Annotated in this window: 23 protein-coding genes; 3 read left to right on the top strand and 20 right to left on the bottom strand. The window is 65.3% G+C overall.

The genetic code is table 11. The features are described 5' to 3' along the window. Positions 1-69 precede the first annotated feature (69 nt). On the bottom strand, positions 70-1,092 hold the full coding sequence (locus tag AC0IZS_RS22010; RefSeq protein WP_471637577.1) for a hypothetical protein: 1,023 nt from the start codon (positions 1,090-1,092) through the stop codon (positions 70-72). A 392-nt stretch (positions 1,093-1,484) separates the two neighbouring features. Between AC0IZS_RS22010 and AC0IZS_RS22005 the strand changes: the two genes are divergently transcribed. Further along, positions 1,485-1,928 (top strand): DUF1810 domain-containing protein, encoded by a 444-nt coding sequence (locus tag AC0IZS_RS22005; protein WP_471637576.1) that lies wholly within the window; start codon positions 1,485-1,487, stop codon positions 1,926-1,928. 159 nt (positions 1,929-2,087) lie between these two features. Beyond that, positions 2,088-3,728: a methyl-accepting chemotaxis protein gene (locus AC0IZS_RS22000; RefSeq protein ID WP_471637575.1), complete on the top strand. Its 1,641-nt coding sequence runs from the start codon at positions 2,088-2,090 to the stop codon at positions 3,726-3,728. Between the two features lie 1,152 nt (positions 3,729-4,880). Here AC0IZS_RS22000 and yjjJ read toward each other — a convergent pair. The 7 genes from yjjJ to AC0IZS_RS21965 form a co-directional block, all read right to left on the bottom strand. Continuing rightward, entirely contained in the window at positions 4,881-6,299 is a 1,419-nt protein-coding gene (yjjJ, locus tag AC0IZS_RS21995; protein ID WP_471637574.1) for a type II toxin-antitoxin system HipA family toxin YjjJ, read from the bottom strand. A gap of 127 nt (positions 6,300-6,426) precedes the next feature. Continuing rightward, a complete protein-coding gene (locus tag AC0IZS_RS21990) occupies positions 6,427-7,176 on the bottom strand; it encodes a phage terminase large subunit family protein (protein WP_471637573.1) in 750 nt (249 codons plus the stop codon). A gap of 289 nt (positions 7,177-7,465) precedes the next feature. Further along, entirely contained in the window at positions 7,466-8,104 is a 639-nt protein-coding gene (locus AC0IZS_RS21985; protein WP_471637572.1) for a hypothetical protein, read from the bottom strand. A 40-nt stretch (positions 8,105-8,144) separates the two neighbouring features. Further along, a complete protein-coding gene (locus tag AC0IZS_RS21980; protein WP_471637571.1) occupies positions 8,145-8,885 on the bottom strand; it encodes a terminase large subunit domain-containing protein in 741 nt (246 codons plus the stop codon). A gap of 170 nt (positions 8,886-9,055) precedes the next feature. Further along, positions 9,056-9,460 carry a terminase small subunit gene (locus tag AC0IZS_RS21975; protein WP_471637570.1) on the bottom strand — a complete coding sequence of 135 codons (405 nt, stop codon included), beginning with the start codon at positions 9,458-9,460 and terminating at the stop codon, positions 9,056-9,058. Further along, a complete protein-coding gene (locus AC0IZS_RS21970; protein ID WP_471637569.1) occupies positions 9,457-9,762 on the bottom strand; it encodes a hypothetical protein in 306 nt (101 codons plus the stop codon). Before AC0IZS_RS21970 ends, AC0IZS_RS21975 begins: the two co-directional genes overlap by 4 nt. Positions 9,763-9,778: 16 nt before the next feature. Further along, positions 9,779-10,105, bottom strand: coding sequence for a hypothetical protein (locus AC0IZS_RS21965; RefSeq protein WP_471637568.1), 327 nt, complete (start codon positions 10,103-10,105; stop codon positions 9,779-9,781). A 333-nt stretch (positions 10,106-10,438) separates the two neighbouring features. Here AC0IZS_RS21965 and AC0IZS_RS21960 point away from each other — a divergent pair, with 333 nt between their 5' ends. Continuing rightward, positions 10,439-11,314 (top strand): hypothetical protein, encoded by an 876-nt coding sequence (locus AC0IZS_RS21960; RefSeq protein ID WP_471637567.1) that lies wholly within the window; start codon positions 10,439-10,441, stop codon positions 11,312-11,314. Positions 11,315-11,455: 141 nt separating this feature from the next. On the opposite strand, the gene AC0IZS_RS21955 is transcribed toward AC0IZS_RS21960, so the two are convergent. The 12 genes from AC0IZS_RS21955 to AC0IZS_RS21900 form a co-directional block, all read right to left on the bottom strand. Next, positions 11,456-11,953, bottom strand: a complete 498-nt coding sequence (locus AC0IZS_RS21955) for a hypothetical protein (protein ID WP_471637566.1) — start codon at positions 11,951-11,953, stop codon at positions 11,456-11,458. Then, a complete protein-coding gene (locus tag AC0IZS_RS21950) occupies positions 11,953-12,273 on the bottom strand; it encodes a hypothetical protein (RefSeq protein ID WP_471637565.1) in 321 nt (106 codons plus the stop codon). The genes AC0IZS_RS21955 and AC0IZS_RS21950 overlap by 1 nt, the downstream gene beginning before the upstream one ends. Continuing rightward, complete coding sequence (locus tag AC0IZS_RS21945) at positions 12,270-12,872, bottom strand: lysozyme (protein WP_471637564.1); 603 nt, start codon at positions 12,870-12,872, stop codon at positions 12,270-12,272. Before AC0IZS_RS21945 ends, AC0IZS_RS21950 begins: the two co-directional genes overlap by 4 nt. Further along, positions 12,869-13,141 (bottom strand): holin, encoded by a 273-nt coding sequence (locus AC0IZS_RS21940; RefSeq protein ID WP_471637563.1) that lies wholly within the window; start codon positions 13,139-13,141, stop codon positions 12,869-12,871. Before AC0IZS_RS21940 ends, AC0IZS_RS21945 begins: the two co-directional genes overlap by 4 nt. 228 nt (positions 13,142-13,369) lie before the next feature. Continuing rightward, positions 13,370-13,810, bottom strand: a complete 441-nt coding sequence (locus AC0IZS_RS21935) for a hypothetical protein (protein ID WP_471637562.1) — start codon at positions 13,808-13,810, stop codon at positions 13,370-13,372. Further along, positions 13,807-15,087 carry a hypothetical protein gene (locus tag AC0IZS_RS21930; protein WP_471637561.1) on the bottom strand — a complete coding sequence of 427 codons (1,281 nt, stop codon included), beginning with the start codon at positions 15,085-15,087 and terminating at the stop codon, positions 13,807-13,809. The genes AC0IZS_RS21935 and AC0IZS_RS21930 overlap by 4 nt, the downstream gene beginning before the upstream one ends. 2 nt (positions 15,088-15,089) lie before the next feature. Continuing rightward, complete coding sequence (locus AC0IZS_RS21925) at positions 15,090-16,127, bottom strand: hypothetical protein (protein ID WP_471637560.1); 1,038 nt, start codon at positions 16,125-16,127, stop codon at positions 15,090-15,092. Continuing rightward, positions 16,128-17,051, bottom strand: coding sequence for a hypothetical protein (locus AC0IZS_RS21920; RefSeq protein WP_471637559.1), 924 nt, complete (start codon positions 17,049-17,051; stop codon positions 16,128-16,130). Beyond that, entirely contained in the window at positions 17,048-22,522 is a 5,475-nt protein-coding gene (locus AC0IZS_RS21915) for a phage tail length tape measure family protein (protein WP_471637558.1), read from the bottom strand. The genes AC0IZS_RS21920 and AC0IZS_RS21915 overlap by 4 nt, the downstream gene beginning before the upstream one ends. A 112-nt stretch (positions 22,523-22,634) precedes the next feature. Continuing rightward, entirely contained in the window at positions 22,635-22,889 is a 255-nt protein-coding gene (locus tag AC0IZS_RS21910) for a DUF1799 domain-containing protein (RefSeq protein ID WP_471637557.1), read from the bottom strand. 62 nt (positions 22,890-22,951) lie between these two features. Further along, entirely contained in the window at positions 22,952-23,506 is a 555-nt protein-coding gene (locus AC0IZS_RS21905) for a phage tail assembly chaperone (RefSeq protein ID WP_471637556.1), read from the bottom strand. Between the two features lie 178 nt (positions 23,507-23,684). Next, entirely contained in the window at positions 23,685-24,326 is a 642-nt protein-coding gene (locus AC0IZS_RS21900; protein WP_322592565.1) for a phage tail protein, read from the bottom strand. Positions 24,327-24,532 lie beyond the last annotated feature (206 nt).

The following is a 24,532-nucleotide window of genomic DNA, read 5'->3' as shown; positions in this document are numbered from 1 at the left end:
TTCGCTGAGTTTTGTTGGCCGCTCCAGGCCTGCGGCAGGTCCTGCATACCTACCTGCCTGCCTGCCTACTTACTTCTGCGGAATCGCAATCGGCCCGCCCCCCTTGGGCCGCTTGCGGCCACCTGCGGGGCTTTCGCCAAACGCCACCTTTTCGTTGCGCATCTCGATGAAGAAGGGCTTGAGCGGCACGAAGTCGAAGTCCTTGTCCACCACCAGAAAACGCGGGATGGTCTGGCCGCTCAACCCCCTGGCGCTGCTGCTGCCTGGCTGCACCTGGCGAAAGCGCCGGGCGCCGGGTGCGGACTGCAGGGTCTTGAAGGCCCGTGCCGGCAGGTCCGCGCGCGCCACCACAAAGTCGGGCTGCGCCTTGAAGCGCACCCAGGTGGTGCCGCCGCTGGGGATGTTGGTGGAGTTGGCCAACGCGAAGTCCAGCACGCTGCCCAGCGGACTGGACGGCGTGGGCGGCCCCATGATGGTCAGGCGCAGCTCCACCTGGTGGGAGGTCTCGCTGCCCACGTTCTTCACCAGCACGTCCAGCTCGTTGCGCGAACCGGGCACGGCCTTGAAGTCGTTGAACTGGAGGTTGGTGAAGGGGTTCGGCGGCGTCAGCTTGTCCGGCAGGGCAATGGGCGCCATCTTGGGCGTCTGGGCCTTCTCCCAGGTGAAGGTGTTGTCGTCCTCGTTGGACTCGGGCACGGCCAGGTACACGTCGACCTTGAACCGGAACCCGTGCTTGGCGCCGAAATCGTCCTTGGCCATGCCCTTGGGCAGCTGCATGGAAAAGCTCTGCGTGTACCCCTCACCATCCGGGTGGGCCTCCAGCCCGTCGACGCTGTAAGGCGCCAGCAGGTGCAGCGTGCCCGTGGCGGCCGTGGTGCCCGCAAACACCTCGAACGAGACCTGAAACGCCCCCGCCTTGGCCGTGGGCTGGTTCGGGTCGAACTCCCCGGGGCCGAAGGGCGAGTGGGGCTTGCTGTTGGCGTTGGCCACCGTGACCTGCGCGAACCAGGGCTGCGCCGGGTCGTAGCACGGCATGCCGGGCGTGGCCTCGTTCAGGCCATCGAAAAAGATCTGCAGGTTGGGCGATGGCATGCACGTCCCTTGCGGTGTGGGATGGATGAAGACGGCCATGGTGGCACACGGCCCAGGCCGCAGCAAGCGCGCAAATGCTGCGGTTTGTAAGGCCGGGGCTTGGCCAATGGCCAGTCCCACCAGCCTCTCGGTGGCGCAGGCCTTGCGCCAGCGCCTTGGCAACCGGGCGTCGCCCCCTGCGAACTGGCAGCAGTTGCGCGACGAGATAGATCCCAGCGCGCATGATGCCGCAGGGCCGGCCACTCGCCGCTGCGGGCGGGTTGCGGCCATGCCACGGCGGCCATTGTGTGTGCAAGGCCTTCGTTGGTACCATGGCATCAGTCCGCTGCGCAATGACTGGCATTGCGCCACAGGTCTCTTCGTCGCCCCGATTCGCCCCACAGGATGAAGACATGCCACTGCCACCCGTCCTCGACCGATTCCTGGCCGCCCAGGAGCCTGTGCATGAGCGGGTGCTGGCCGAGCTCAAGGCCGGCAAGAAGCGCTCGCACTGGATGTGGTTTGTTTTCCCCCAGTACAAAGGCCTGGGCCACAGCGAAATGGCGGCACGCTACGCCATCCAGTCCCGTGCCGAGGCGAAGTCCTATCTGGAGCACCCGGTCCTGGGCAGCCGGCTGCGAGAGTGCTGCCAGCTTCTGCTGGCGCTGGACGCTACAAGCTCTGCGCGAAGCGTGCTGGGTACGCCCGACGACATGAAGCTGCGCTCCAGCATGACCCTGTTCGACGCAGTGCCAGGTTCGGACACCGTGTTTGATGCGGTGCTCAAGAAGTACTTCGGTGGCGAGAGAGACTCCCGCACGCTGGAGCTGCTTGGCCAGGGCGGCGGCCCTGCATAGAAGCCTGTCGGACCTGGAAGTCGTCGGCTGCCAATCGGCCTCAGCGGTGCAGCGCGCGCCACCGGATTGACGCCCGTCAAGCAAAGCTTGACCTTCGTCAAGGCGCCTGGGCCGTGGTCTCCGCACAATCGACTCCATTGTCCTGCGGAGCCTTCCCCCATGCGCCTGAACCTGCCAACCACCGGACAGGAATATGCTGTCCCCAAGGGCCAGACCCTTGTTTCCACCACCGACACGCAGGGGCGCATCACGCACTGCAACGCCGCCTTCGTGGCCGTGAGCGGCTACACGCGCGATGAACTCGTGGGCCAGCCGCACAACATGATTCGCCACCCCGACATGCCCGAAGAGGCGTTTCGCGACATGTGGGCCACCATCGCCTCGGGCCGGCCCTGGTCGGCCCCGGTGAAGAACCGGCGCAAGAACGGCGACCACTACTGGGTGATGGCCAACGCCACGCCGCTGCTGCAGGACGGCCGGCCCGTGGGCTACATGTCGGTGCGCACCGAGGCCACGCGCGCACAGATCGCCACGGCCGAGCAGCTGTACGCCACCATGCGCGCAGAAAAGCAGGCCGGGCGGCGCGTGCACGGGCTGCGCTCGGGCCGCGTGGTGCGGCACACGCTGGCCGGGCGCGTGGCGCACGGGCTGGCCACACTGGGCCTGTCGGCCCGGCTGGCGCTGGCGCTGCTGGCCTTGCTGGCGGCCTCGCTGACCACTGGCATGCTGCTGCCCGGCGCGCCCGGCTGGGCCGTGCTGCTGGCGCTGTTCGGCGCGGCCTGGTGGTACCTGGCGCGGCTGCTGGTGGGGCCCATCGCGGCGCTGACCCTGGCGGCCAACCGGGTCGCGGCCGGCGACCTGACGACCACCGTGCGCCGGGGCCGCAACGATGAACTGGGCGATCTGGAGCAGGCGCTGGGCCAGCTGTCGTTCAACCTCTGCGCCATCGTGCGCGATGCCCGCGACGAAAGCGAATCCATGCGCCTGGGCGCGCAGGAGATCGCCCAGGGCAACCTGGACCTGTCGGCACGCACCGAGTCGCAGGCCGCCAGCCTGGAGCAGACGGCGGCGTCCATGGAGCAGATCACCGGCACCGTGCGCCAAAGCGCCGACGCCGCCCGCCAGGCCACGGCACTGGCAAGCCAGGCCGACGCAGCCGCCGCGCGCAGCCGCGAGGCGGTGGACAGCGTGGGCCAGACCATGCGCGACATCCAGGGCGACTCCGACCGCATCGGCGAGATCACGCAGGTGATCGACTCCATCGCCTTCCAGACCAACATCCTGGCGCTCAACGCCGCCGTGGAAGCCGCCCGCGCCGGCGAACAGGGCCGGGGCTTTGCCGTGGTGGCCAGCGAGGTGCGCAGCCTGGCCGGCCGCAGCGCCGCAGCGGCCAAGGAGATCAAGCAGCTCATCGACCAGTCGGCCCACCGCGTGGAGCAAGGCCAGCAACGCACCCAGGCGGCCCAGGCCACCATGGTCGAAGTGGTCGAGGGCGTGCGCCGCGTGAGCGCCGTGGTCGGCGAGATCAGCCACGCCAGCCAGGAGCAACTGGCCGGCATCTCCGAGGTCAACACCGCCGTGGGCCAGCTCGACACCATCACCCAGGAAAACGCGGCGCTGGTGGAGCAGGTGGCGGCTGCGGCGCAGGGGTTGACGCGCACTGCGGGGGCGGTGACGGATTCGGTGCAGGTGTTCAGGCTGGAGGCGGGGGTGGTGCCGTCGGCGCGGGCTGCGGTGCCGGGTCAGCGCAGCGCCAGACCGGTGGTGCAGCCGCGTGGCAGGGCGTTGCGGGTGGTGTGATGCCGCTCGGCAGTGGCGCAGGGGGTGATGTTCGTTTTTTCGTGATGTTCATGTGGCGTGAGCTTTGATGCGCGGCGAACAGGCGGCAACCCCGGGGATCGCGCCAACCTGTCTGGTTGCTCGATGCAGTGTGCGTGTGGTTGCCGCGTGCTTTTGCCAAGGGCGGGAGCCGGGGTGTGCGCCCGGCGGCGCAGTAACTTTCTCTTGGCCGCCAAGAGAAAGTCACCAAAGAGAAGGCGGCCCCCAGTCTGCGTCCCCCATTCGCCCTGTCGGGCGAACGGGGGCAACCTGCGATGCTCGGACCTGGGGTGGTGCCGATGAACTCGCTGCGTTCTTCGAACTCCGCTCAGACAGCATCGGCAAGCTAGACGACGAAGCGTGTGTGTCCTTCGGCACACACGCCCACCCCAGCCCCTGCGCTTCTCGGCGCAGCCAGCAGGGGTGGGGAGCGGGGACAAAGACGGCTGCTGCTGCGCAGCTGCGCCTGGGGTCGGGGATGCGCTGCGCGCTGCCGACATGTGGGGCGCGGGCGCTCTGGCGAGCCGAGCGCAGCGAAGGACCACAGGCCGAGCGAAGCAATGGCCCGGATGGAGCCCGCACCCAGCCCCTTCTGACCGTGCCGAGAAGCACAGGGCCTGGGGTGAGCGCGTGCCGAAGGACACGCGCATCGTTGTCTGGCTCGCCGAAGCTGTTTGACCGGAGCTGCCTCGCAGAGGCAGCGCAGGGAGTTCTTCGGCGTCACCCCAGGCCCGAGCATCGCAGGCTGCCCCCTCGCCTCCGGCGAGGGGGACACGGGCAGCGGGGTCGTCTTTTCTTGGCCTACCTTCTTTTGACGAAGCAAAAGAAGGTAGGTGCGCCGCCGGGCGCACATCCCGGCTCCCGCACCACGCACAGGCACGCCATCACCAAAGCCCCAGCCCGTCGAATGGCCCTCGGCCGCCGGGCCGAGACCCGGCCTCCGCCCCCAGCAACAGCATGCAGCAACCACGCACCACCAACCGAGGCACAAGGGATTCCACCGCCCGTCTGCACAGTCCAGCCAGGCAAACCCTGCAGACGAACCGCCAGGCCGTGACAGCTATGGCGTGCCCTTCCCTGCCATTACTTCACCAAGGAAACTCTTCATGCACACGCAAGACGCGACCCTGATGTCTATGCAAGGCGACCAATGCGCTCCTCAGCCAACGCCAGGTGCTCACCCAAGGCATCGATACACGCCAAAAAACCCCCACTGAAGCCCCCATCTGCCCCACCCGGCACCACAAGGCCAGGGGCAAGGCCCGTGAGCCGCTCCACGAAGGCCCGCGCCAGTGGCAGCGCCTGCCTCCAGACGTGCGTCGGCACCTGGGAGCCGATGCTCAGCTCGAGCCGGCGCACCGGCAGGTCGCCCCCGGCCGTGGGCGCAAAGGCCATGGGGGTCATGTCATAGGCCGGCGCCAGTTGGTAAGGCCGGCCCTGCTCGGCCATGAACGAGAGGTTGCCGCTGTGCATGTCGGTGTTGCCGATCAGGGTCCCGAACGCCCACAACAGGCTGGCGGCTTGCACGGCTGCGGGCTCGACCACCCGCACCTGTGCCAACGCCTCCACCATCTCCGGCCAGCGCCCGCTGCGGCCCACGAACTGCGCATCCAGGGCAGTCAACGATTGCAGCCCACGCCGACCCAGAACGCCGACCCGGTCAAAGCGCTCTACCTCCAGAAAGCGCTGCGCGCCATGGTCGATGACGCGCGTGCGCGCCGCCGCAATGCCATGGGCGCCCAGCAACTGCAGCGCCAGGTGCTCTGCCAGCAACAGGTCGCGCCAGCGTTCACTCACCGGGCTGGGAACGGCAGAACTGAACTTGACGATCACATGCGCGGACACCCCTTCGGCGCCTGCACCATCACCATCACCATCACCATCGCATTGGGCAAAGGCGGTGAACTTGGGCTGCTCCCCCGCCGCCGATGAACCCGCATGCTCACCCCGGGCTGCGGCCAGCGCCAGGGCGGCATAGGCCTGCGCCTTGCCGGCCAGCGCGATGGGCGGCGGCAGGCTGCTGTTCACGAACTCCTGCTGCGCGGCATCGCCCACCAGCAGGTTGCCGGGCAGATCCCTTCCCTGGCGCAACAGAGCGCGCATCACGTGCGCGTCGTTCCAGTCGCTCAGCCGCTCTGGCAAACCCAGCGCAGGCCCATGCCGCAGGTTGTAGGCACGGCCCAGGTACCCCTGCGGCCGCATGTCAAAAAGCCACCAGGGCAGGCCATCGGTATGCCCCTGCACACCATCCGCCTGCTGCATCACGAACCCCTCGGGGCACACGGGTACCAGCGTGCCCAGCGCTTGCAACCGGCCTTGGGCGGTGACACGGAACACCGGCGCCACCAAGTCGGCCCGGGTGGCATCGCGCAGCGCATATTGAATAGATCGGGCAGCCCCAGTGCGCAGCACCTCACCGCCCAAAGCCTGCAGCGCCCGGGATACCGTTGGCTGGCTCGCCTGCAGACCACGGGCCAATGCCTTGGCGGTCTTTGGCCCCGTGCGAAGTTGATCGCGAAGCGGACCCGCATGGCGATGGGCAGGGGCGTGCATGCAGGTATTTTGCCACAACTGAATAATTCAATGAATAGATAATTGAATTAATAAACGGCAACCGCAGCCAGTGCTGTAGCACGGCAAGGCGAACCAACTATCGTTTACGGTTGAAGGCAAATCCGTATCAGTACCCGCCTCTGCGCCCCCCATACCCGGCAGACTTTCCCGCCAAGGTCGAGCCCCGCGGCTCCACCACCGCAAACCGCAGCATCATCACCCCATAACGCGTCGCGCTCTGCAGGTCATCGCGCAGCTTCACCACCAACCCGTCCTTGCGGTGGTACAGCCGCCACTCCTCCAGCCAGTCGCCGCAGGTGCTGAACACCTTGAAGCGCCCTGTCTGCATGCGCGTGAGCAGGTCGCTGATGCCGGCCTCCAGGCCGTTGCTGCCGTCTTCGAACGTGGCGCGCTCGGGCAGCAGGTTCACGCCCAGGGTGCGGTACTGGCCCGCGAGTTGTTCGCCGCTGCCCTTGTCGTGCTGCAGCCCGTCGTGCGGCCAGGCCACGGGCATCCAGCGGCCACGCGCGGCGATCAGCGGGGCCTGCATGGCCACGCTGGTCTCGCGCACGCGAAAGGTGTCGTACACGTAGACCGTGTCGGTGTCGCGGTCCCACGCCAGCCAGGCGGCTGCGGCCGGGTGGTCCCAGCCGAAGTCCAGGCCCACGATGCGCGGCCAGTGCGCGGGCAGCGCGAACGGCGGCACGACGATGGACTCCTCGGCCACCGGGAACACCTTGCCCGAGCCCAGCACGGGCACGCCGTTCATGCGCGCCTCGCGCTCGTGCACGGGGTAGCTCTCGGCCAGCTCCTGCTTGGTCTTCTCGTCGAGGTGGGGCACGTCGTTCCAGCCGGCCTGGATGATGGCTTTGCTCATGGGGGATCCTGGTTGGCAGGCTGCTGCCCACCGGTGTGTGAAGTGATCTGCAGCAGGGCGAGCAGTGCACCACTGCACTGACCTACTGTGCAGGGGTGTAGTCCATCGGCAGCAGATGGCTTGGCAGGTAAAGCGGATGGCGTGGTGTGCCGTCGGCGGTCAGCCGAAGGATCTGGAGCCGGCTTTTCTCGCCAGCAACTTGATGGCCACCCGGATCATGGGGCGCTTGCGCCAGGTGGGATGGGCTGGTCGGGCATGACCATGCAATCGAGCGCTGTGGCTCTGTGCTTCAAGCGCCCGGCCTGTAACCATCCCTGAGCCACCCCTCGAAAATATCCGATAGCTTGGGCACCGCGTCCTCCTTGGCCTTGCCCCGGCTGATGAAGAGCGCCAGCTCCTTACGCCCCTGCTCTTCGCGCCCCGCGAAGGCATGGCACATGGCCGCGGCCATGTGCAGTGGCAGCTGCATAGGGCGCTGCTTCGACCCTTCGGCCATCTCGATCACCTGCGCAAAGACGCGGGCAGGTGTGGGAGCCGCCTGCCAGAACGCCTGTGCCTGGGCGATTGCCGCGTGCACCTTCTCGGGCATGCCCGTCAGCAGCCCATCCACGCCCCCGATGTAGGACAGGTTGTGCTCCGCACCCTGGCCATCTACAAAGGCATCGAGCAAGGCCGATTTTTCCGTGCGGTGCCATTTGGGCTTGCCACCCGCCAGGTGGGGCACGGCGTCGAAAGAATAGCCCCACCGCGGCGACAAACCGCTGCCAAGCTGCCAATACTCAAAGATGCGGCGAATGGGCGCGGCACTGCTGTTCACCCACAGCATCGGACGCACATTGACAAAACCTTGTGGCCCCAACGCCGCGTCTACCAATGGCGCAATGTGGGCATGGCACTCGGCGATGGTGAGCAATTGGAATTCACGCATGGGCGTGATCGTACTATTTCAGCAAACCCCAGAGCAGCCATCACGCCACACCTGCTGCGCCTCCCACTTCCCCCACCACCACCCCCTTCGTCAAAAAATCCAGCACCACCTCCGTCGCCCCCTCCAGCGGCGTGAAGGTGATCGCGATCAGCCCTTGCGTCGTGGCAGTGCGCGTCAGGCACTCGTTGTACACCGCCACCGGCGGCTCCTCGTCCAGCCACACCCAGTGCCGGGCCGTGCCCTCGAAGGCCTTGCGGCCCTGGTCATACGACTTGAAGCCGATGACCGATTCGCCCCCGCTCTGGTGGCGCACGCACAGGTAGTCGAGCGCGCCGTTGGCACCGGCACGGGGGCGGGCCTTGGCGATGTCGTCGGCCGGCACCATGCCGGTGCCGGGCTGGCCCGGTGGGCCGTAGAGTTCGAGCTGCACGATGTCGCGCGTGGTCTCCAGCGACTTGCCCGCCGCCCAGGCCTGGATGGGGCCCGCAAAGCGCCGGCCCTCCCACCAGGCGGGGTAGCGGCCGGTGAGGTGCAGGGCCGTCTCGTACGCGCCGCCGATGGTCTTGCCCACGCGGTTGCCGGCCATGAAGCAGCGCTCGCGGTGCGTTGCGCCGGCCTTGAAGAAGGCCAGGTGCCGCGCATACAGCGCGCGGCGCAGAGGGCCGTCGTCCTGAAAGAAGCGGCGCATGCGCCAGCCAGCGAGCTTGTCGCGCAGCAGGGCTTCGATGGCCTCGATCTCTTCGATGGAGGCCTGGGCCAGCGCCTCGGGCAGGCCTGTCATGTCAGTTATCCATGGCGCTGCGCGCCACCCGCAGAGCATGGACCCGGCGCGGCCCAAACCAGCGCCCCCGTGCAAGGGCCGCCCCGCCGCACCGGGGGCGTCCCCCTCCCGACTCGCGCAGCGAGGAGAGAGAGGGGGAAGGCGCGAAGCGACTCAGGGGGTGTTTCATTTCATGCACCACCGTGCGACTTCCCCTTGATCGATTTCACCAGCTCCAGCGCCGCCAGCATGCCCTCGGCCCGGTCGGCGGGCATCTGGGCCAGGGCCTTGCGCAGCGGGTCGGGCGCATCGTCGGCCTTCTTGGCGAACATGCCCAGGTGCGTGCCCAGCAGGTCCAGGGCCTTGAGCTTTTCGGGCGACTTGAACTTCTTGGCCAGCTCCAACTGGCCGCCGGGGCCGATCTCCACCACCTCGATGGAAGCAATGGCCGCCGCGGTGGCGCCGTCGAGCTCCTGCACGCGCTTCAAGCTGCCGTCGTCGTTGAAGATCTTGCGGATGTCGAAGAAGGCAATGCTGGCCAGCTCGCGCACCACCATGGCCGGCGTCACGCCGTCCTCGGGCACGCTGGCGCTCATGCCGCCACCGACCCGCGCACCACGCGTTCCATCGCGGCAATCACGCGCAGGCGGTCGGCGTCGTGCAGGCATTCACCGCGCAGCCAGTCGGCCGGAAAGAGCACGTTCACCGCGCCCAGCGCCGCATAGGGAACGTGCTCGCGCGCTGCCTTGACGAGGGCCGTGGCGCTGCCCAGCGGGTGCAGATCGCCGCGCAGGTAGACCAGGCCCGATGCGGACACGCCTGCGTGCATGGGCACGCCACCCGGCGCCTGCAGCTCGACAAGGTGGAGGTCTTCTTCGCTGTGCTCACTGTCGTCCATGGGGTCTCCTTGCAATTCATCCGCCGTGCATGGCCAGTGCCCGGCGCGCATCCATCTCCGAGACGCGCACATCGCCCCCCACGCGCCGCTGCAGGATGCTGTAGCGCTGCACCAGGCGCCGCCCGCGCGCGCTCGATGCAGGGCCGGGTGCGGACTGCACGGCCCCGGCCTCGCGCAGCTTGGCCAGGCAGCTGCTGATCTCGGGGTGCGAGGTCTTGGGCAGGTCCAGCGCGGCGCCGATCTCGCCCAGCGTGAGCGGCTGGCCGGCCTGGCTGTGCAACAGCTTTTCCACGCGCGACTTGAGGCCGCCCGCGCGGATGCTGGTGATGGTGCGCGCAGGCATGGTCAGGGCAGTTGGCGCGCCGTGCAGGCGCGAAGAAGCATGAGAAAGGTGTAACTGCGTGTGTGCTTGCATGGCAGGACTCAAGGGGTTGGCAAGGGTTGCAGCGCGCGCCGGGGCGCATGCAAGGCGGTAAAGGCACGGCCTTGCAAGCCGCGCGGGTGTTGGGCTGTGGCGATCAAGCAGGCCAGTGGACTCAGGAGGCAAGGCCCTGCAACGCAAGGCCCTGGCGGGGCTGCCGGGGGTTGGCGCCAATACGACAGCTGCCCCCAGAGCGTGGTGCCGGGCGGCTACGATCCCGCCACCCAAAACCACTGATAACAAGGGATTTCGTTCATGAGGGCATCACCCAAAACCATCTGCGCCGCGATTGCGGCCGCCACCTTGTCGATGTCCGCATCTGCGGCGATCGACATCGACCTCACCAACGCGGGCTACCAGACCGACGCGGTCGACAGCTTCACCGTCAAGCGCCTGAAGGTGCCCGGCGCGGGCGAGTGGGACGTCACCTTCAAGTGGGACCCGCAAACCCTGCACTTCGTACCCCAGGCCGTGGCGGCCAGCACGGCAGCGCAGTTGCAGATCTCGGGCCCGACCACGGTGAACGAGGCCGGCACCATCACGCTGTCCGCCGCCGTGCGCAATGCCGACGGCACCTCGACCCCCACCGTGGCCGTGTGGAGCGTGGTGCCCTCCTCGGCCGGCACCATCACGCCGCAGGGCGTGTTCCTGGCCGCCAGCCAGACCGCCGACGTGAACGCCGTGTTCACTGCCAGCGTGCTGCTGCAGGGCAAGACCATCACCAGCACCTACACGGTGAAGGTGGTGAACGTAGCCGCCGCATCCCGCACCTGCGCCGGCGCGCTGTCGAACAACGCCAACGGCATGCTGCTGGCCGACTTCGGCGTGAACCCCGAGACGCAGAAGGTCACCATGCTGCTCACGGCCGCATCGGGCAACCCGAGCTTTCTGAGCGGCAGCTTCTTCTTCGTGCAAGGCACCACCTCGGTCGCGGTGTCGCCGTACACCTACGACGCTGGCACCGCCCTCTTCACGCCCCAGGGCGGCTGGTCGGGCGTCGGCACCATCGCCTCGCCCACCCAGAAGCAGGCCGTTTTCTCGGCCTTCCCGTCCAGCATCAACCTGGCGCAGCCGTTCCAGATCCGGTATGCGGGGATTGCGGGCGCACCAGGCACCATCGCCTGCAACTGAGCTGAGCCAAGAGCGGCTAAAAAGCCCTTCTGGCGTTGTTGCTCGGTCTTGTCGTACTAACGTGCTGCCTGCGACCGAACGCCCAGCCAGAACCTCTTCGCTGGGCTTCGTAGCTGCTCTGGAGCAGAGACCTGCGCTGGGTCACATACCGTTGGTATCACCAGAAGGATTGCCATTCTTCACGGGCCAGGCTTCAGTGAGGGCTCGCGCATCAGCTGCGTGACCATCTGCCTGGCGCGCCAGGCTTTGATAGCTTCGGCTGCAGTCAGCGAATAGCTCACCGACGGCAGTGGCGTACTCAGCGACGGCGGCGGGGGCAGCGCCATCGGCAATGCGGCGGGCGGCATGGGCGGCTTGCTCGCGCAGGCCGTCAGACTCAGTGCGAGCGCGGGCAGCATCGCGCTGCAAAGCCGCTTCACGGGTGCGTGCTTCATTCAGGGCTCCTTGGTACTTGAGTGCGGTGGCGCGCTCCGCCGCCCAGGCGGCCTGCTGAGTGCGTGCGCGCTCGCTGGCATGGCTGGCCTGCAGGGCGGCGATCTGGCCACCCAGGCGCCAGTCCTGCAGCTGCCAGGCGGCGGTGGCGGCCAAGGCCGCGCCAAGCACAGCGGCAGCGGTGTGGGTGATGAGCAGCGGTGCCATCACCGCGCCCCTTCCACATAGGCCACAGGCACATTGCCGAAGAAGCGCCAGAACGACAGCACCGGAACGCCGTCGCGGCGAATCACGATGTTCAGGTCCGCCATGTCGGCCAGCGACAACTCGCCGCGCAGCAGCGGCACAGGCTCGTTCGCGAAGGTGCGGCAGCGGTTGAAGCACTGCTCCGCAGGCACCCAGCCAGCCACGCTGCTGTAGCCCAGCACGATGGCACCCGAGGTCGCCGTGTAGGTCACCGGCTGCGGCGTGCTTGGCATGGTCAGCAGCACCATGCCAAGCACGATCTCCACCACCACCGCACTCATGGCCTGTGCCCCTGCAACAGCCCTTCCAGGCACGCCGTCGTTTCGGCCGCACGCCGGTTGGCCAGGCCCTGCACAAAGCGCATCTCGGGCTTGCCATCGGCCAGCACGCGGCCGGTGCGCACATAGCTCCACACCGGCTTGCCACTGTCGGACACGCCCAGCCGCCGGCAGCCCAGCGCCCAGTCGCCCGCGTTCCACGCCACCATGGCCTGGCTGGCGCAGGTGCTGCCCACGCCGTTGTTCCAGGCATGGCTGGTGGCCATGTCGAACACGCTCTGCGGCGGCAGCCGCGTGAAGCACTGGGCCAGGCGCAGCTGCAGCACCTCGATGGCGGCGCCCTCTTCCTGCGCGCAGCGCGCCGGCGTCCAGCGCTGGCCCACGACCACCGGCGTGCGGGTCACATGCCGCGTGATGCCCTTGCACACCGTGGGCAGGCCGCCCGCCAGTTTGTCCGCATAGACCAAGCCGGGGTCGCGCTGATCGGGCTCCCACTGGCCCAGGAAGGTGAGCACCGCGGCGCTGGCCAGGGCGAGGGAGCCGACCAGGTGCGGAAAGTAGCGCAGGCCGCGGTCGCCCGCGTCGGCCGAGTTGCTGCTCATTCGTCCACCCCCTGCTCGGCCAGGTCGGAGTCCGGCGTGTCCATGCCCCGGCGCAGCCGCGCCATGCGCAGCTCATGCTCGCGCACGTGGCGTCGGTTCGCCTCGCGCTTGTAGTACCAGGTGATCGCCAGGCCCGCCACGGCCACGATGGCGCCCACCAGGCCCAGGAACTCGTTGGAGGTGATCCAGCCAAAGCCGGTGAGCCCCGCGCCGGCCGCAATGGTCTTGCTGCCGGTGGCGCCGAGGGCGTCGATGGTTTCGTTTCTCATGCTCGCTGCTCCTTGCAGTCGTCACCCAGGCCTTCGCCGCCTGGTGGGCGGGAGGCGGGCGAAAAAAAGCCGCTGGTGCGGCTTGGTATTCATTGGGCGGGTGGTGCCGGTCACGCTCGCGCATCCATGCACGGCCACCGGCAATCGTGTGGCCCTTGCCGTCAAGGCAAAAATGGCCAATGACGAGACGAGGCCCCTGCGCGCAATCGCCGTGCAGGGGCCTTCAGGTCACGGGTACCGTTCTTCGGGTACTACGGGCGCATCCAGGATCTCCAACGCGCGGCCTGACGCCAGCAGCGCGGCTGTTTCGAGGTATTGCACGCCCGCCCGCGTTTCGGCGCGAGACAGATCGACGGACTCTGCAGCAGCCAGGTCTGCCAGGTAGACGCGCAAGGCCGCGGCCTGCTGGCGCGCTGGCGTTGCGCCAGCGGGGTCGTCCAGCGCCGCCATCTCCAGCGCTATCTTTTCTGCCTGGGTGAAGCGGTTGCGCAGCGCCAGACGGGTAATCCGCGCTGACGGGGTGGACACCAGCTTACCGCGCACCAGCGTGTACTGGCGCAGCTGTTCGGGCGCAAAGCCCTCTGGCGCCATGCACCAGGCGTCGGGGCCGTCGTAGCTGTCCAGAGCCGTGCCCTGCGCCACGCCGTCGGAATTGAAGAGGATCTTCATGCGATCGGAATATGGGTGGCATAGGCCGTGGAATTGCTCAGCATGAAGATGAGACCGTTGGCGTAGGCCAACCGCATGTAGTTGCTGGAGGCCATGAATGCAGAGAAATTCTTGGAAGATGCCCCATGGTCGGTTGAAACGCGAATTCGGTTGGACGAGTTCAATCGGAAAAAGCCCCCAGCCGCATACAGACAGCAGTTCTTCCCGGAGGTATCCGGGTACTCAGAAGACGTTTCGATGGACATCTGCTCCCAGCCCAGTCCGTCGCGCGATCGCAAAATCCCGTAGGTAGAGGAAGTCGCCATGGCATAGAAGTATTCCGGCCCCGCAGCAAGCTGGTAGACATAGGAACTGCTGCCGGCGCCAACAGGTGCGGCCAGGCTTGTCTTCCAATTGACAAGATCTGTGCTGAACGCGACGTTCCAATTGACAGGGACGCTGTCAACCACACTCACCGCAAACCCTGCTCCCGGGCGGTACGCAATCTGGTTGACCTGGTTGGCATTGGGTACAGCCGTCACCGAAGTCCAGGTGCTGGTCGGGTTTGCCGCATAGCAAACGCGGCTTTGGCCCGAATAGAACCACAGGGAAACGAATTTACCGTCGGCATAGATGATGTTGCGCGCGCCGTCCGCGGAGACCGTGGAAAACGGCAAGGGCCGCACCGTCCAGGTAATCCCGTCGGGAGACGATGCCACCGATACGGACGAACCATTGGTCCCGATGGCCACGAAGTGGCCACCGCCGTAGGCCACGCTTGCCATGTGGTTGCTGGTGGTGCCGGTGGGGTTGGTGCGGGCAGTCCAGGTCACCAGGTCGGGCGAGGTGATGATGGTGCCGTTGTCTCCCACCGCTACGTACAGGCCAGCGCCATAGGCGACATCGTTGATGCGGCTGGTGCCGCCCTGGGTATTGGCAAAGCTGCGCGATACCGAAGGGAACTGGGAAACCCACGCCCTCATGCCTGGCTCATTCACCGTTGCGGCCTTCATGGCGATCGGCGACGATTTGAGGATATTGCTGCTGACGCTGCTGCCTGCAAACTCTTGCGCAGCCACATCGCTTTGCATGACAGATGCCAGCGCCAAAGGACTTGCGAGGATCGCGTTGGTCGATACATTGCTCGATGCAAGGCGGCGTGCCAGGCTTCGCTGCGACAACATCCCCACGAATTCCGAGCGGCGGCCGGAATCGGCCAATGCGGCCTCCAGCGCTGCGCCATCGGTGGTTCCCGACTCGATCGAAGCCAAAAGGCGCATGGAACGAACAACAGGCATAGTCAAATCTCCTTGAAAACAGTGACGGAATACAGACCATCCAGTTGCGCAGCCCCGCCACCGCTGGAGGCGGACATGGTGCTGATCGTGATGGTCACGAGGTTGTTTACAGATACGTAACCCATGATCGTTGCGCCACCCGTCGGTGGCCGGGCATGGCCGTAGTTCACCAGCACCCGGTCTCCCACCGAGGCGCCAGGCACCTGGACATTGAAACTGGCACTGGCACCCGATGCCACGGTGGCAATGGGGCACAGGCCCCTGGCGTAGAGCACGGCCGCGTTGTCGCCGGTCGCGCCAGATGCCTGCATCCAGGCATCCATCAGTTCGTAGTTCACGGCCTCCAGCAGCCAGCGCCCGGTCGATGTGGCAAAGCAGGATTCGTCGTCATCCACTTCTGTGGAGCCCACCACGTGGATGAACAGGCCCAGCGCCTCCACCAGCACAGCGCCGCCTGAGTAATAGGAGGTGGAGCGCAATTCGCCGCGGCTCACATACGGGATGCGCGTCATCGCGGTGGGCCTGGCGCCCACGCTCACCGTCCACGCGGCGTAAGTGCCAGAGCCGGAAGGCTCATCCAGGGACAGCGTCATGGCCCCCGTTGCGGCATCGAAGTCCAGCAGCGTGGCCCCCGCCTGCACCTTGGGATTGCTCGTCGCTGCGACGATGAGGTACTGACCTTTCGCAAAATGCTTGCCCACCTGGTCCAGCACGATGCTCCTGGTCCCGGCGGTCAGCGCCATGCTGGTGCTGCTGGTGGCCATCGTGCCCGGAGAATTGAGGGCGGAATGGGCAGCGGCCACGGCCTGGTCACGCGCAGCCAATGCCACACCGGCCTTGTCCAAAGCCATATCGGCGCTGCCTTTCGCCTCCGTGGCATTGTTGAACGCGTTGTCCCCCAGCGCCTTGATGCCATCCGCATACGCTGGCATCTGGTTGCCCCATGCAAAGGCGGCCGCGTTGTACGTGCCCGCAGCCTTCTCGTTGAGGCCCGGGAATGGGAGAGCCGCCGGCGCGGCCGGCACAGGTTGGATAGCCATTTAGATGAACCCTTCTACAGAAATGGAGGCGCGCGCGAGCGCGTGGTTGATGGACTGCAGGTCACCGGTGACGATGCCCACGGTGTTGAGCCAGCCGAAGCGCGGCAGCTTGCTGGCCTCCACGACGACGGGGGTGTCCAGGATCTGCGTCAGGATTGCGGATGCCGCGCTGGCCTCCGACGTCTCCAGCGTCACCGTGAAATCCACGTTCGTGGCGCTGCCGCGCTGCACGCGCTCGAACGTGCCGTCGTCGTTGAACTTGCGGTAGGTGTAGCTCTTGGGCCGTGCACGCGGGCCCGACTCCACACCGCCAAACTTGTCCTGGCCGATCAGCGACTGCCAGATGCCGACGGACAGCTTGCCGATGCCCACCTTTGCGCCAGCCCCGCCCGACACCGTGATCGTGACCTCGGCTGTGGGGCTGATGGGGATGTCGCGCAACGAGGCATCGGTGCGCTTGTTGAGCGGCATGAACAGCAGCTCGAACAGTCCTGCGGGGTGCTCGAACAGATCCTGGTCGATCTCCTTGGTGACCGGACCGCCGGGCGCATCGCGCGCCGTGATCTTGATGCGGTCGCCGACCAGGCCGCGCACATCCACCGCGCGAAAGAAGCCCGGTTGCAGCACATAGGTCACGCTGCCCGTGCCCTGGCCGCGAGTGGACAGGTAGTAGTCAAACGGCGCGTAGCGGTTGCTGGCCCGCTTGCGCAGCCAGTTCTTCGCATCGAGTCGGGGCAGCACCGTGCTGGCGTTGTGGGCCTTCACGCACTCGTAGATGGCGTGCTCGCTCAGCCGCTCATCGCCCAGCGCATAGGTTCCACTGGCCACCCAGGCCACCTCACCCGCCGATGTGTCCGGCTCGGCAACGCTGGTGCCTGGCTTGATCATCGCGTCGGTGATTTCAATGGGAATCAGAATGTTCATGCTACGAGCTCCACCTTGTTCATGATCTCGGCACGGATGCCGTTGCCACCCTCGGTCACGTTGTCCAGCAACTCCACCGTGGCCTGCGCGTGCGTGTTGCCCAGGGTCTGCAGGCTCTGCAGGCGCATCACCTCGTCGGTGAGCTTTTCCAGATGCGCTTCCAGCCGCGCCGTATCGCCCAGGCTGCGACCGTGAACGAAGGGGTTGTAGGCCGTTGGGATAACTGCTTCACCGCGCTGCAGCAGCGCAAAGCCGGTGTTGGGAACGAAGGGCGTGCCCCTGTGGAACACCTTCATGCCCAGCTTCTGGGCCTCTTGCTCCAGGGTGCCGGCAGGCATGCCGAACATCTCGTTGTATTGCGAAAGGGTGTAGCCACCCGCCGCCAATGCGTTGTAGACGCTCATCGCCCCGGAGCCATCGGGTGCCGCAGTCAGCACCTCGCGGGCTGCGTTCAAGATGGCCTGGCGCTCGAACTCCACACCATCCTTGGTGGTGCCTCGGCCCGTTGTGGTATCAAAGGAAGCTTCCCCACGGCCCGCGATGACGTTCGAAGACCGTGCTGCCGCGGGAGTATTCGTCCTGCCATTGATGGCGTCCGTCAGATCCTGCAGCGCCTTGTTCACATCGCCTACACCGCTGTGGATGCCGCGCAGCTCATCGACCTGGATCTGGGCCTGGTCCAGGATGCCCTCGAGCTTCTTGAGTTGGGCCTCCGCCTCGCTCAATTGCTCCCCGCTGATCTCCTCCAGATCCGACAGCTTTCCGGCCAGCACCAGGCGATCACGGTCACGCTCGAACTGGCTGGCGTACTGGGTGCCATCCAGCCCCTGGCGCGCAGCCGAGATGGCTTCGCCCAGCTGCTCTGCATCCATCAGCTTGCCGGTACTCTGCGCAGTGGCCAACGCCTTGGAGATGACATCCTGGCCTTCGGCAGCTTGCATGCGCATCGTGCTGTCGACTTCGCTGTACAGCTCATCCACAGACGACTTGACCAGGTCAAAAACCGCCTTGACGCGTGCCTTGGTCTCTTCCGCCGCCTCCTGCTGGACAGCAACCATCCGCTGGATATTGGCAAACGCCTCGTCTACCTCCGCATCCTTGATGTCGGCGATGGCGCCCGCAGCACGCACCAATGCCAGGCGCATGCCATCGGTGGTGGAGCCCAAGTTGTAGACCGACATGGCGGCCGCCGCAAACTGCTCCTTGCTGGCATTGGCCAGTTGATCCCCCGTCACGTGAATGCCTGCTGCGCTCAAGTCCGCCGCAGCGCTCTCGTACTGCGTCTTGCGGCGCTGGGCCGGCAGCATGTACTTGCTCAGCACGCCAGGGAGTTCCTCGGCCAGCGTCTTTTGCAGCTTGACTGCCTGCACGTTGTCGAACAGCGCGCGGTTGCTCCCATCAAGAGCATCACGCTGGCGGGTCAGCGCCTGGGTCGCATCGTCGGTCAGTGCATTGAGCTCGTCCTGCAGTCCATTGCGCTCGTTCTGCACCTCGATGGCGCGGCGGGTGGCCGTGTTGGCGTCGTACTGGGTCGCAAGCTCCTGCCTGCGCCCCTCATCCAGGTCGGAGAATCCGGCCAGGTAGTTCTCACGCTCCAGCGCCTTGGCTTGCCCTTCCTTGCCCTGGGCCCTCAGCAGCTCCACCGACAGTGACTTGGCATCGTTGAGCAAGGACTCCTTGGCACCGGTGAACTTCTGGGTCAGTTCGTCAACAGCGTTGGTCAGGTTCTCAACCGCAGGTGCTGCTTGCGCCGCCCCTTGGTACAGGGGCGCGAGGTAGTTGGCGATGTCCATGACATCGCCATACAGATCCGGGTTGGACACGACCGAGTTGACAGCGTTCTTGATGTCGTTTCCGGTAGCACCCAACAGTTGCTCAGCCGAGACATTGATGCCCAACTTTTCCAGCCGGCGCGAACCGCTGCTAGCCAAGTACTGGCGGCGCTCCTCGTCGCTGTAGTAGTTCTGCAAGAAAGCGCCCGTAGAGGCCGTAAAGCGCTCCAGCCCACCAAACGCTTCTATGAAGTCATCAGCAAAGTCGGCGAGGGCCAGGCTACCTTGGTGAATGCCAAACCCCAGGGCATCGCTTGCTTCGTTGAGCGTGTTGAAGCTCGTAGCCAGGCGCTTGAGCGTATCGAAAGCGGTTTCACCTGCCTTGGCGTATTCGCTGGGCTCATAGCGCTTGCGCGTAACCTGCTCCACCTTCACGTCATACAACGCGTCGGACGACCCGGTCAGTTGGCTAAGCTGCGTGCTTTTGACAACATCCACCGTCTCGGTGATCCACTGTCCCAATACCTCCTTCGCCATGCCCGCGCCGGCCTTGCCATATGCAGCGGTGATCTTCTCCTGGATCTTTGCTTCGTCCAGTCCTTGGAAGTTCAAGTCTTGTTGGCTCAGGTCGAACGTGAAGCCCGCAATCTTCTCTCCCGCCAAGCCCAGGTCGTTGGCCATGCCGACGAGATTCTTGCGAAACTCGTTGTACCCCTTCTGGATGCCATCGGACTGGGCCTGCACCAGACCGATCATCCGCTCCATTTCTTCGTCGTAGGTTCCGTAGTTGAGGGTGCTGGAGGCAGCGAGCGTGCGATCGTAGGCCTGGCCGTTGTAGGTCACCGAGGCCCCGCCGGTTGCACCTTCCGCCTTGAAGCGCGCAACGGCCTCCTGGTCACGGCGCTTGAGCTCCTTGTATCGGGCAATCGGGTCGGTGGTCTCGAAGCTCGACCCGGAAACCAGGGTCCCCCCCGTGCGTTCCTCCTCCCAGGCAGACAGATCACCGCGACCAAGGGTACCTTGCAGACCCGATCCGACGATGTTCTTGCTACGGAAGAAACCCATCGCATTGGCCAGCACAGCCAGGACCACGCCCCAGCCGGTGGCGCTCAGCCCACCGGCACCTGCGGCAGCACCAGCACCAGCGCCAGCACCGGTACTTCCACCGATACCAAAAGCTTTCGTAATGGCGCCGACAAGCCCCGTACCGCTGTATGCCTGATAGCCCGCATTGACGATCGTCATCAGGTTACCGATCTGGGCGTCACCGCCGTACGTATCGTCACCCCCCGTACCGCCATTACCCCCACTCGTGGCGACGGGACTGTTACCCCCGCCCATGATGCTGGTCACAAAACTACTCAATGCACCCGAGACGGGTTTCATCATGGTGCTGATGGTCGGCTTGAGCACCAGGTTCTTGAACTGCTCCTTGAGCGCTTCGCGAAGGTTCTTACCAAAGTCCTTTCCCGACTCCAGGCTCTTCATGAACGCATCGGTCAGGCTGGTATTGATCTGGTCCGCTGTCTTTTGCCAGTCCTCCCGCACAACCTTGGCCACCGCCGTCTCGCCCTCGATGCGCTTGGCCTCCTCAATCTTGGCTCGTTCCGCATCCTTCTCTTTGCCCTCAGGAAGCTTGTCAAGCTTTTCCAGCTCCTTGGCGTACTTGAGTTCGACCTGGCGCAAAGCCACCAGCTTCGCACGCTCGACGGCCGACAGGCCCGTCATTTGCGCATCCTTTTCCGCAAGCTCGCTTTGCTCCCTGGCCGTTTTCAGCAATGCGTCGGCTTGAGCGCCTATAGCCTGGAAGTCAGCGACCACAAGACTCGATACGTAGCGCTCTTGTTGTGCAATGCCCTTGTCCATCGCCTCAAGCAGCCCAGGAATCGGAGGTCCTGCGTCCGCCTCCTTGTTTCTGGTCTGCTTCAGTTCATCAAGCTTGCCTTTTTCGACCTCGGTCTTGCTCTTGCCAAACGCCTTGTTGAGAGCCTCCTGAGCCTCGGCCGCTTTTCCAATCCCTTCCGCAGCTTTGTTGGCAGACTCGGCGTACTTCTTCAGCTCCTCTTCCGCCTTGGACTGGGCTGATATCTCCGCATCTTTTGCAGCACGCAATGCATTCAGCTTCGTCAGTTCCCGGGCTGCTTCAAGCTCTTTCTCCTTCTGCGCCCGCGCACGGGCACTGAGGTTGCCCTTGTCCAATTCCTTTTGAATTGAAGCTTCCAGCTTTGCACCTTCGCTGAGCTTTTCCTGCGCAGTCCCGCGCTTTCCCAATGACTCGATGTATTCCTTCTCGGCCGCGATCTTTTGCTTGATGATCTCCAGGGTGGATGCGTCCTCACCTGGAGGGCTCTTCGCACCTCCGCCCTGAAACTGGGCGTTGATGTGGGCTTCAACCATTGCAACCGTTGGCTTTCCCAAGCGCTTGTCTGTGGGGTCTTTGGCGGCAATGATCTCTCGCTCTTTGCGAAAATTTTCGAGTTCATCCTTGCGACGCTGGTCAGCTGGCTTGGCAGCCTGAATGCGTCTATCAACCGAATCCCCCGCCTCAATCGACTTTCTCTCTGATGTGGCCTTCTCACCTTCCTCTCTAGCAGCGGCCTGCTCCGACTGCTTGCGGCCTTGCAACATAGCGATTTGCTGCTGAAACTTATCAAGCGCCTTTTTGTAGGCATCCTCTCCAATTTCGCCATTGCCAAATTTCCAACGCTCGCGCTTGATGGTTTCAAGCTGCTTTTCAGCATTCGCAAGCTTGCTATCGACGGTCTCCGGGCGCCCCAAATTGAGCATCTTGTCCCAGGCGTCCTTGGCCCCATCGGAGACGCCGCGCCATGCTTTCGCCAGGTAGCCCAGCCGATCTTCGACGGTCTTGCTGGCCTTGACCATGGCGGAGTCGTAGGTCTGCTGCGCAAGCGTTGCTGCTTGCGTCTTCAGCCCCTGCTCCTCCAGAGCCTTGATCTGGTCATAGACGGAGGAAGTCAGGTAGTTGTGCTGGGCATTCAGTTTGCGGGACGCCTCCACGGGGGATTCACCCAATTCAGCAAAGGCACGCACGGTGTCCTTGATGGAAACTCCGACATTGCGCTCCATCAACACCGCTGTGGCGGCGAACTGCTCCAGGGAAGCAACCCCCACCTGGCCCGACCCGACCAACGCGGCGAGTGCCTCCGCAGCCTTGGCTTGGGTTCCCACCACGTTGCTCACACTGACGGCCATGGCCTGCAATTCAGACACGCGGGTGCCTGCCGCGTTGCCCGTCAACGCAATAGCTTTGGCATACTCCACAGATTCTTTGCTGCCTTCGTGGTAGGCGATGGACAGTCCTGCAACGGCAGCGGCTACCATCGTGAACGGTGCGACGGCTGCTCCCAGCAGACCGCTATAGGCCGCGAAGGCCGCGCCAGCATTGGCAACAGCCCCAGAGGAGTCCGCAAGAGTTCCCACAATTTGGTTGCTCACCTCCAGGAAACTGGTGCCCGACTCACTGCCCGACTGCAACGCAGAAAACACGCCGCCCAACTCACCCGGTAGGCTTTGCATAGCGCTAGACAGGTCCGACACAGCCTGCTGCATGCTCCCAAACACAGCCAGCTGCCCCGCCACGGCCTGCTCGATTTGCTGGGCCACAGACACCATGGCCTGGCCCTGTGCCAGGTACTGCGCGTTTGCTTGAACTGCATCGGCGGTTTGATCAATGGCCATACTCAACCTCTCATGGATATGGCCCGCCAAGCGCAAGCCCAAAAAACAAAAGCCACCCGAAGGTGGCTTGCACAAACAAAACAAGACGTGACCTGGCGCCCCGCCGGACTGCTCAGTCCCTGCCATTCATCTCTTCCAACGCCGCCCGTTCAATCACCTGCACATCCGCAAAGATCGCATCGCGCTCGTCATCGGTCTTGTCGCGGTGCAGTCGATCGAGGGTCGCAAACACGGCCAGATAATCCAGACCCGTCGCCCCGCCCATGCCCACCCGCCACTGGGTGCTCACGCTGCAAAACAGCAGGCAGGCGTCCACGTGCTCGGGCCAGACTTCCACGTCTTGCTCGGGGAAGTCGCTGGGCCGCATGCCCCACACGGCCAGCTCGGATTCATCGGGCGGCTTTTGGTAGGGCGCGCGCCCAATGGCCTTCAGTTTCCCAGGCGCAGGCCTTCGCGGGTTTCGTTGTAGGCCTTGAACACGGCCTCGGCGGCGCCGGGGTAGCTGTCGCACATGTCGACCAGGGCGTCCACGCCCAGGGGTTCGTCCAGGTCCCAGCCGGTGACGATCTGCACGATCAGCTCGGCGCTGTGCCTGGCGCGCAGGCTGGCGATGTCGCTTTCCTTCACGGGCTTGATCAGCGCGGTGATGGCCGCTTCCTTGGCGTCGGCGTCCGACACGTCTACCGCATCGGTGGCCGCAGTAGCAGCGGCCGCCGTCTTCTTGCCGGCGGGCTTCTTGGCGGCGACGGGCTTGTCCTTCTGCTCGGCGGCATGGGCTTTCTCGGCCTCCTGGCGCGCGGCATCGAACAGGGTCTGCACGGTCTTGCCGATGGCTTCGGCGTGCTGCTCGCGCATCTTGGCCCACACGGTGGAGGGCAGGTGGCGGGCGTCGAAGTTCACTTCGTCGAGCCCGTGCGGCGTGGGCACTTCCACCTTGAGTGCGAAGGACTTGGGGGTGGACTTGCCGATAACGAGTTTGGCCATGGTGATTTTCTTTCGAGGGAGAAACAGTCAACAAAAACGAAAAGCCCGTGCCAAGCCCTGCCGCCCCCTCGAAGGAGCGAACAGGGCCGGGGCGGTGCAGGGGGTGCCTGCACGGCCAGAGCAAGCTGTAGCGGTGCAGACGAAGGGAGAAACAGGCGCCTCACGGCGCCTGGCGCGCTCAGTAGCGCGTGGGGCGGCCTTGCAGCGAGATGGTGGCGCGCACCTGCATCACGCTGCCCTTGGTCAGCGTGGGCGTTTCGTTGAAGGACACGAAGCCGTTGTAGAGCAGCACGGCGCCGTTGGGCAGGGTGACCTTCAGCGCGCGGATGGCGCGGGCTTCGCCGGCGGCCTTCAGGGCCTGGTAGCCGGGCAGCGATGGGTCGTCGCCGATGCCGATCTGGATCGACTGGGCGCTGGTCACCGTGGGCAGCTGGCGCTCGTAGTCTTCTTCCAGGAAGGAGAAGTTGGCGAACTGCTGGTCACCGCCGCTGGTGGTGAACTCCAGGATCTGCGGGATCTGCGTCCAGGCCGTGATCTCGCGCAGGCTGCCCACGCCGGTACCGGCCGCGAAGCGGTTGGTGTCCGTCGTGTCGATGCCGGTCACGTCCAGCGCGTTGGTGGCCACGTTGGCAGCCTTGAACACGCGGTCGCTGATCTTCTGCCAGCCCGACTTGAGCTCGTAGAAAGCGCCGTTGAGCAGGCCGTGCGCGGCCGACGTGATGACACCGGGGTTGGCGTTGGTGATGGCGGTCACGGTCTTGACCGAGCCGTAGGTGGTTGCAATGGCGATGGTTGCGCCGTCGGGCAGGGATACAGCCATGGAATGGGCCTTTCAGTGGAGAAAATGAAGTGACAAACAAACAAACAAAAAAGCCGCATCAAACAAGTGCGGCGCAAGGTCTGCGTGGCATGGGGCAGGCGTGTCCCCGGAAGATCCAGGAGAGCGGCCTGCCGCGGGGCAGAGTGAACGGTGGGTCAGGATTGCTGCGGCGGCTGCTGCTTGTGCAGCCACTGCTCCCAAGCGGT

This window comes from Acidovorax sp. AC410 (assembly GCF_979253235.1).
This window is presented reverse-complemented; position numbering and strand designations above follow the sequence as displayed.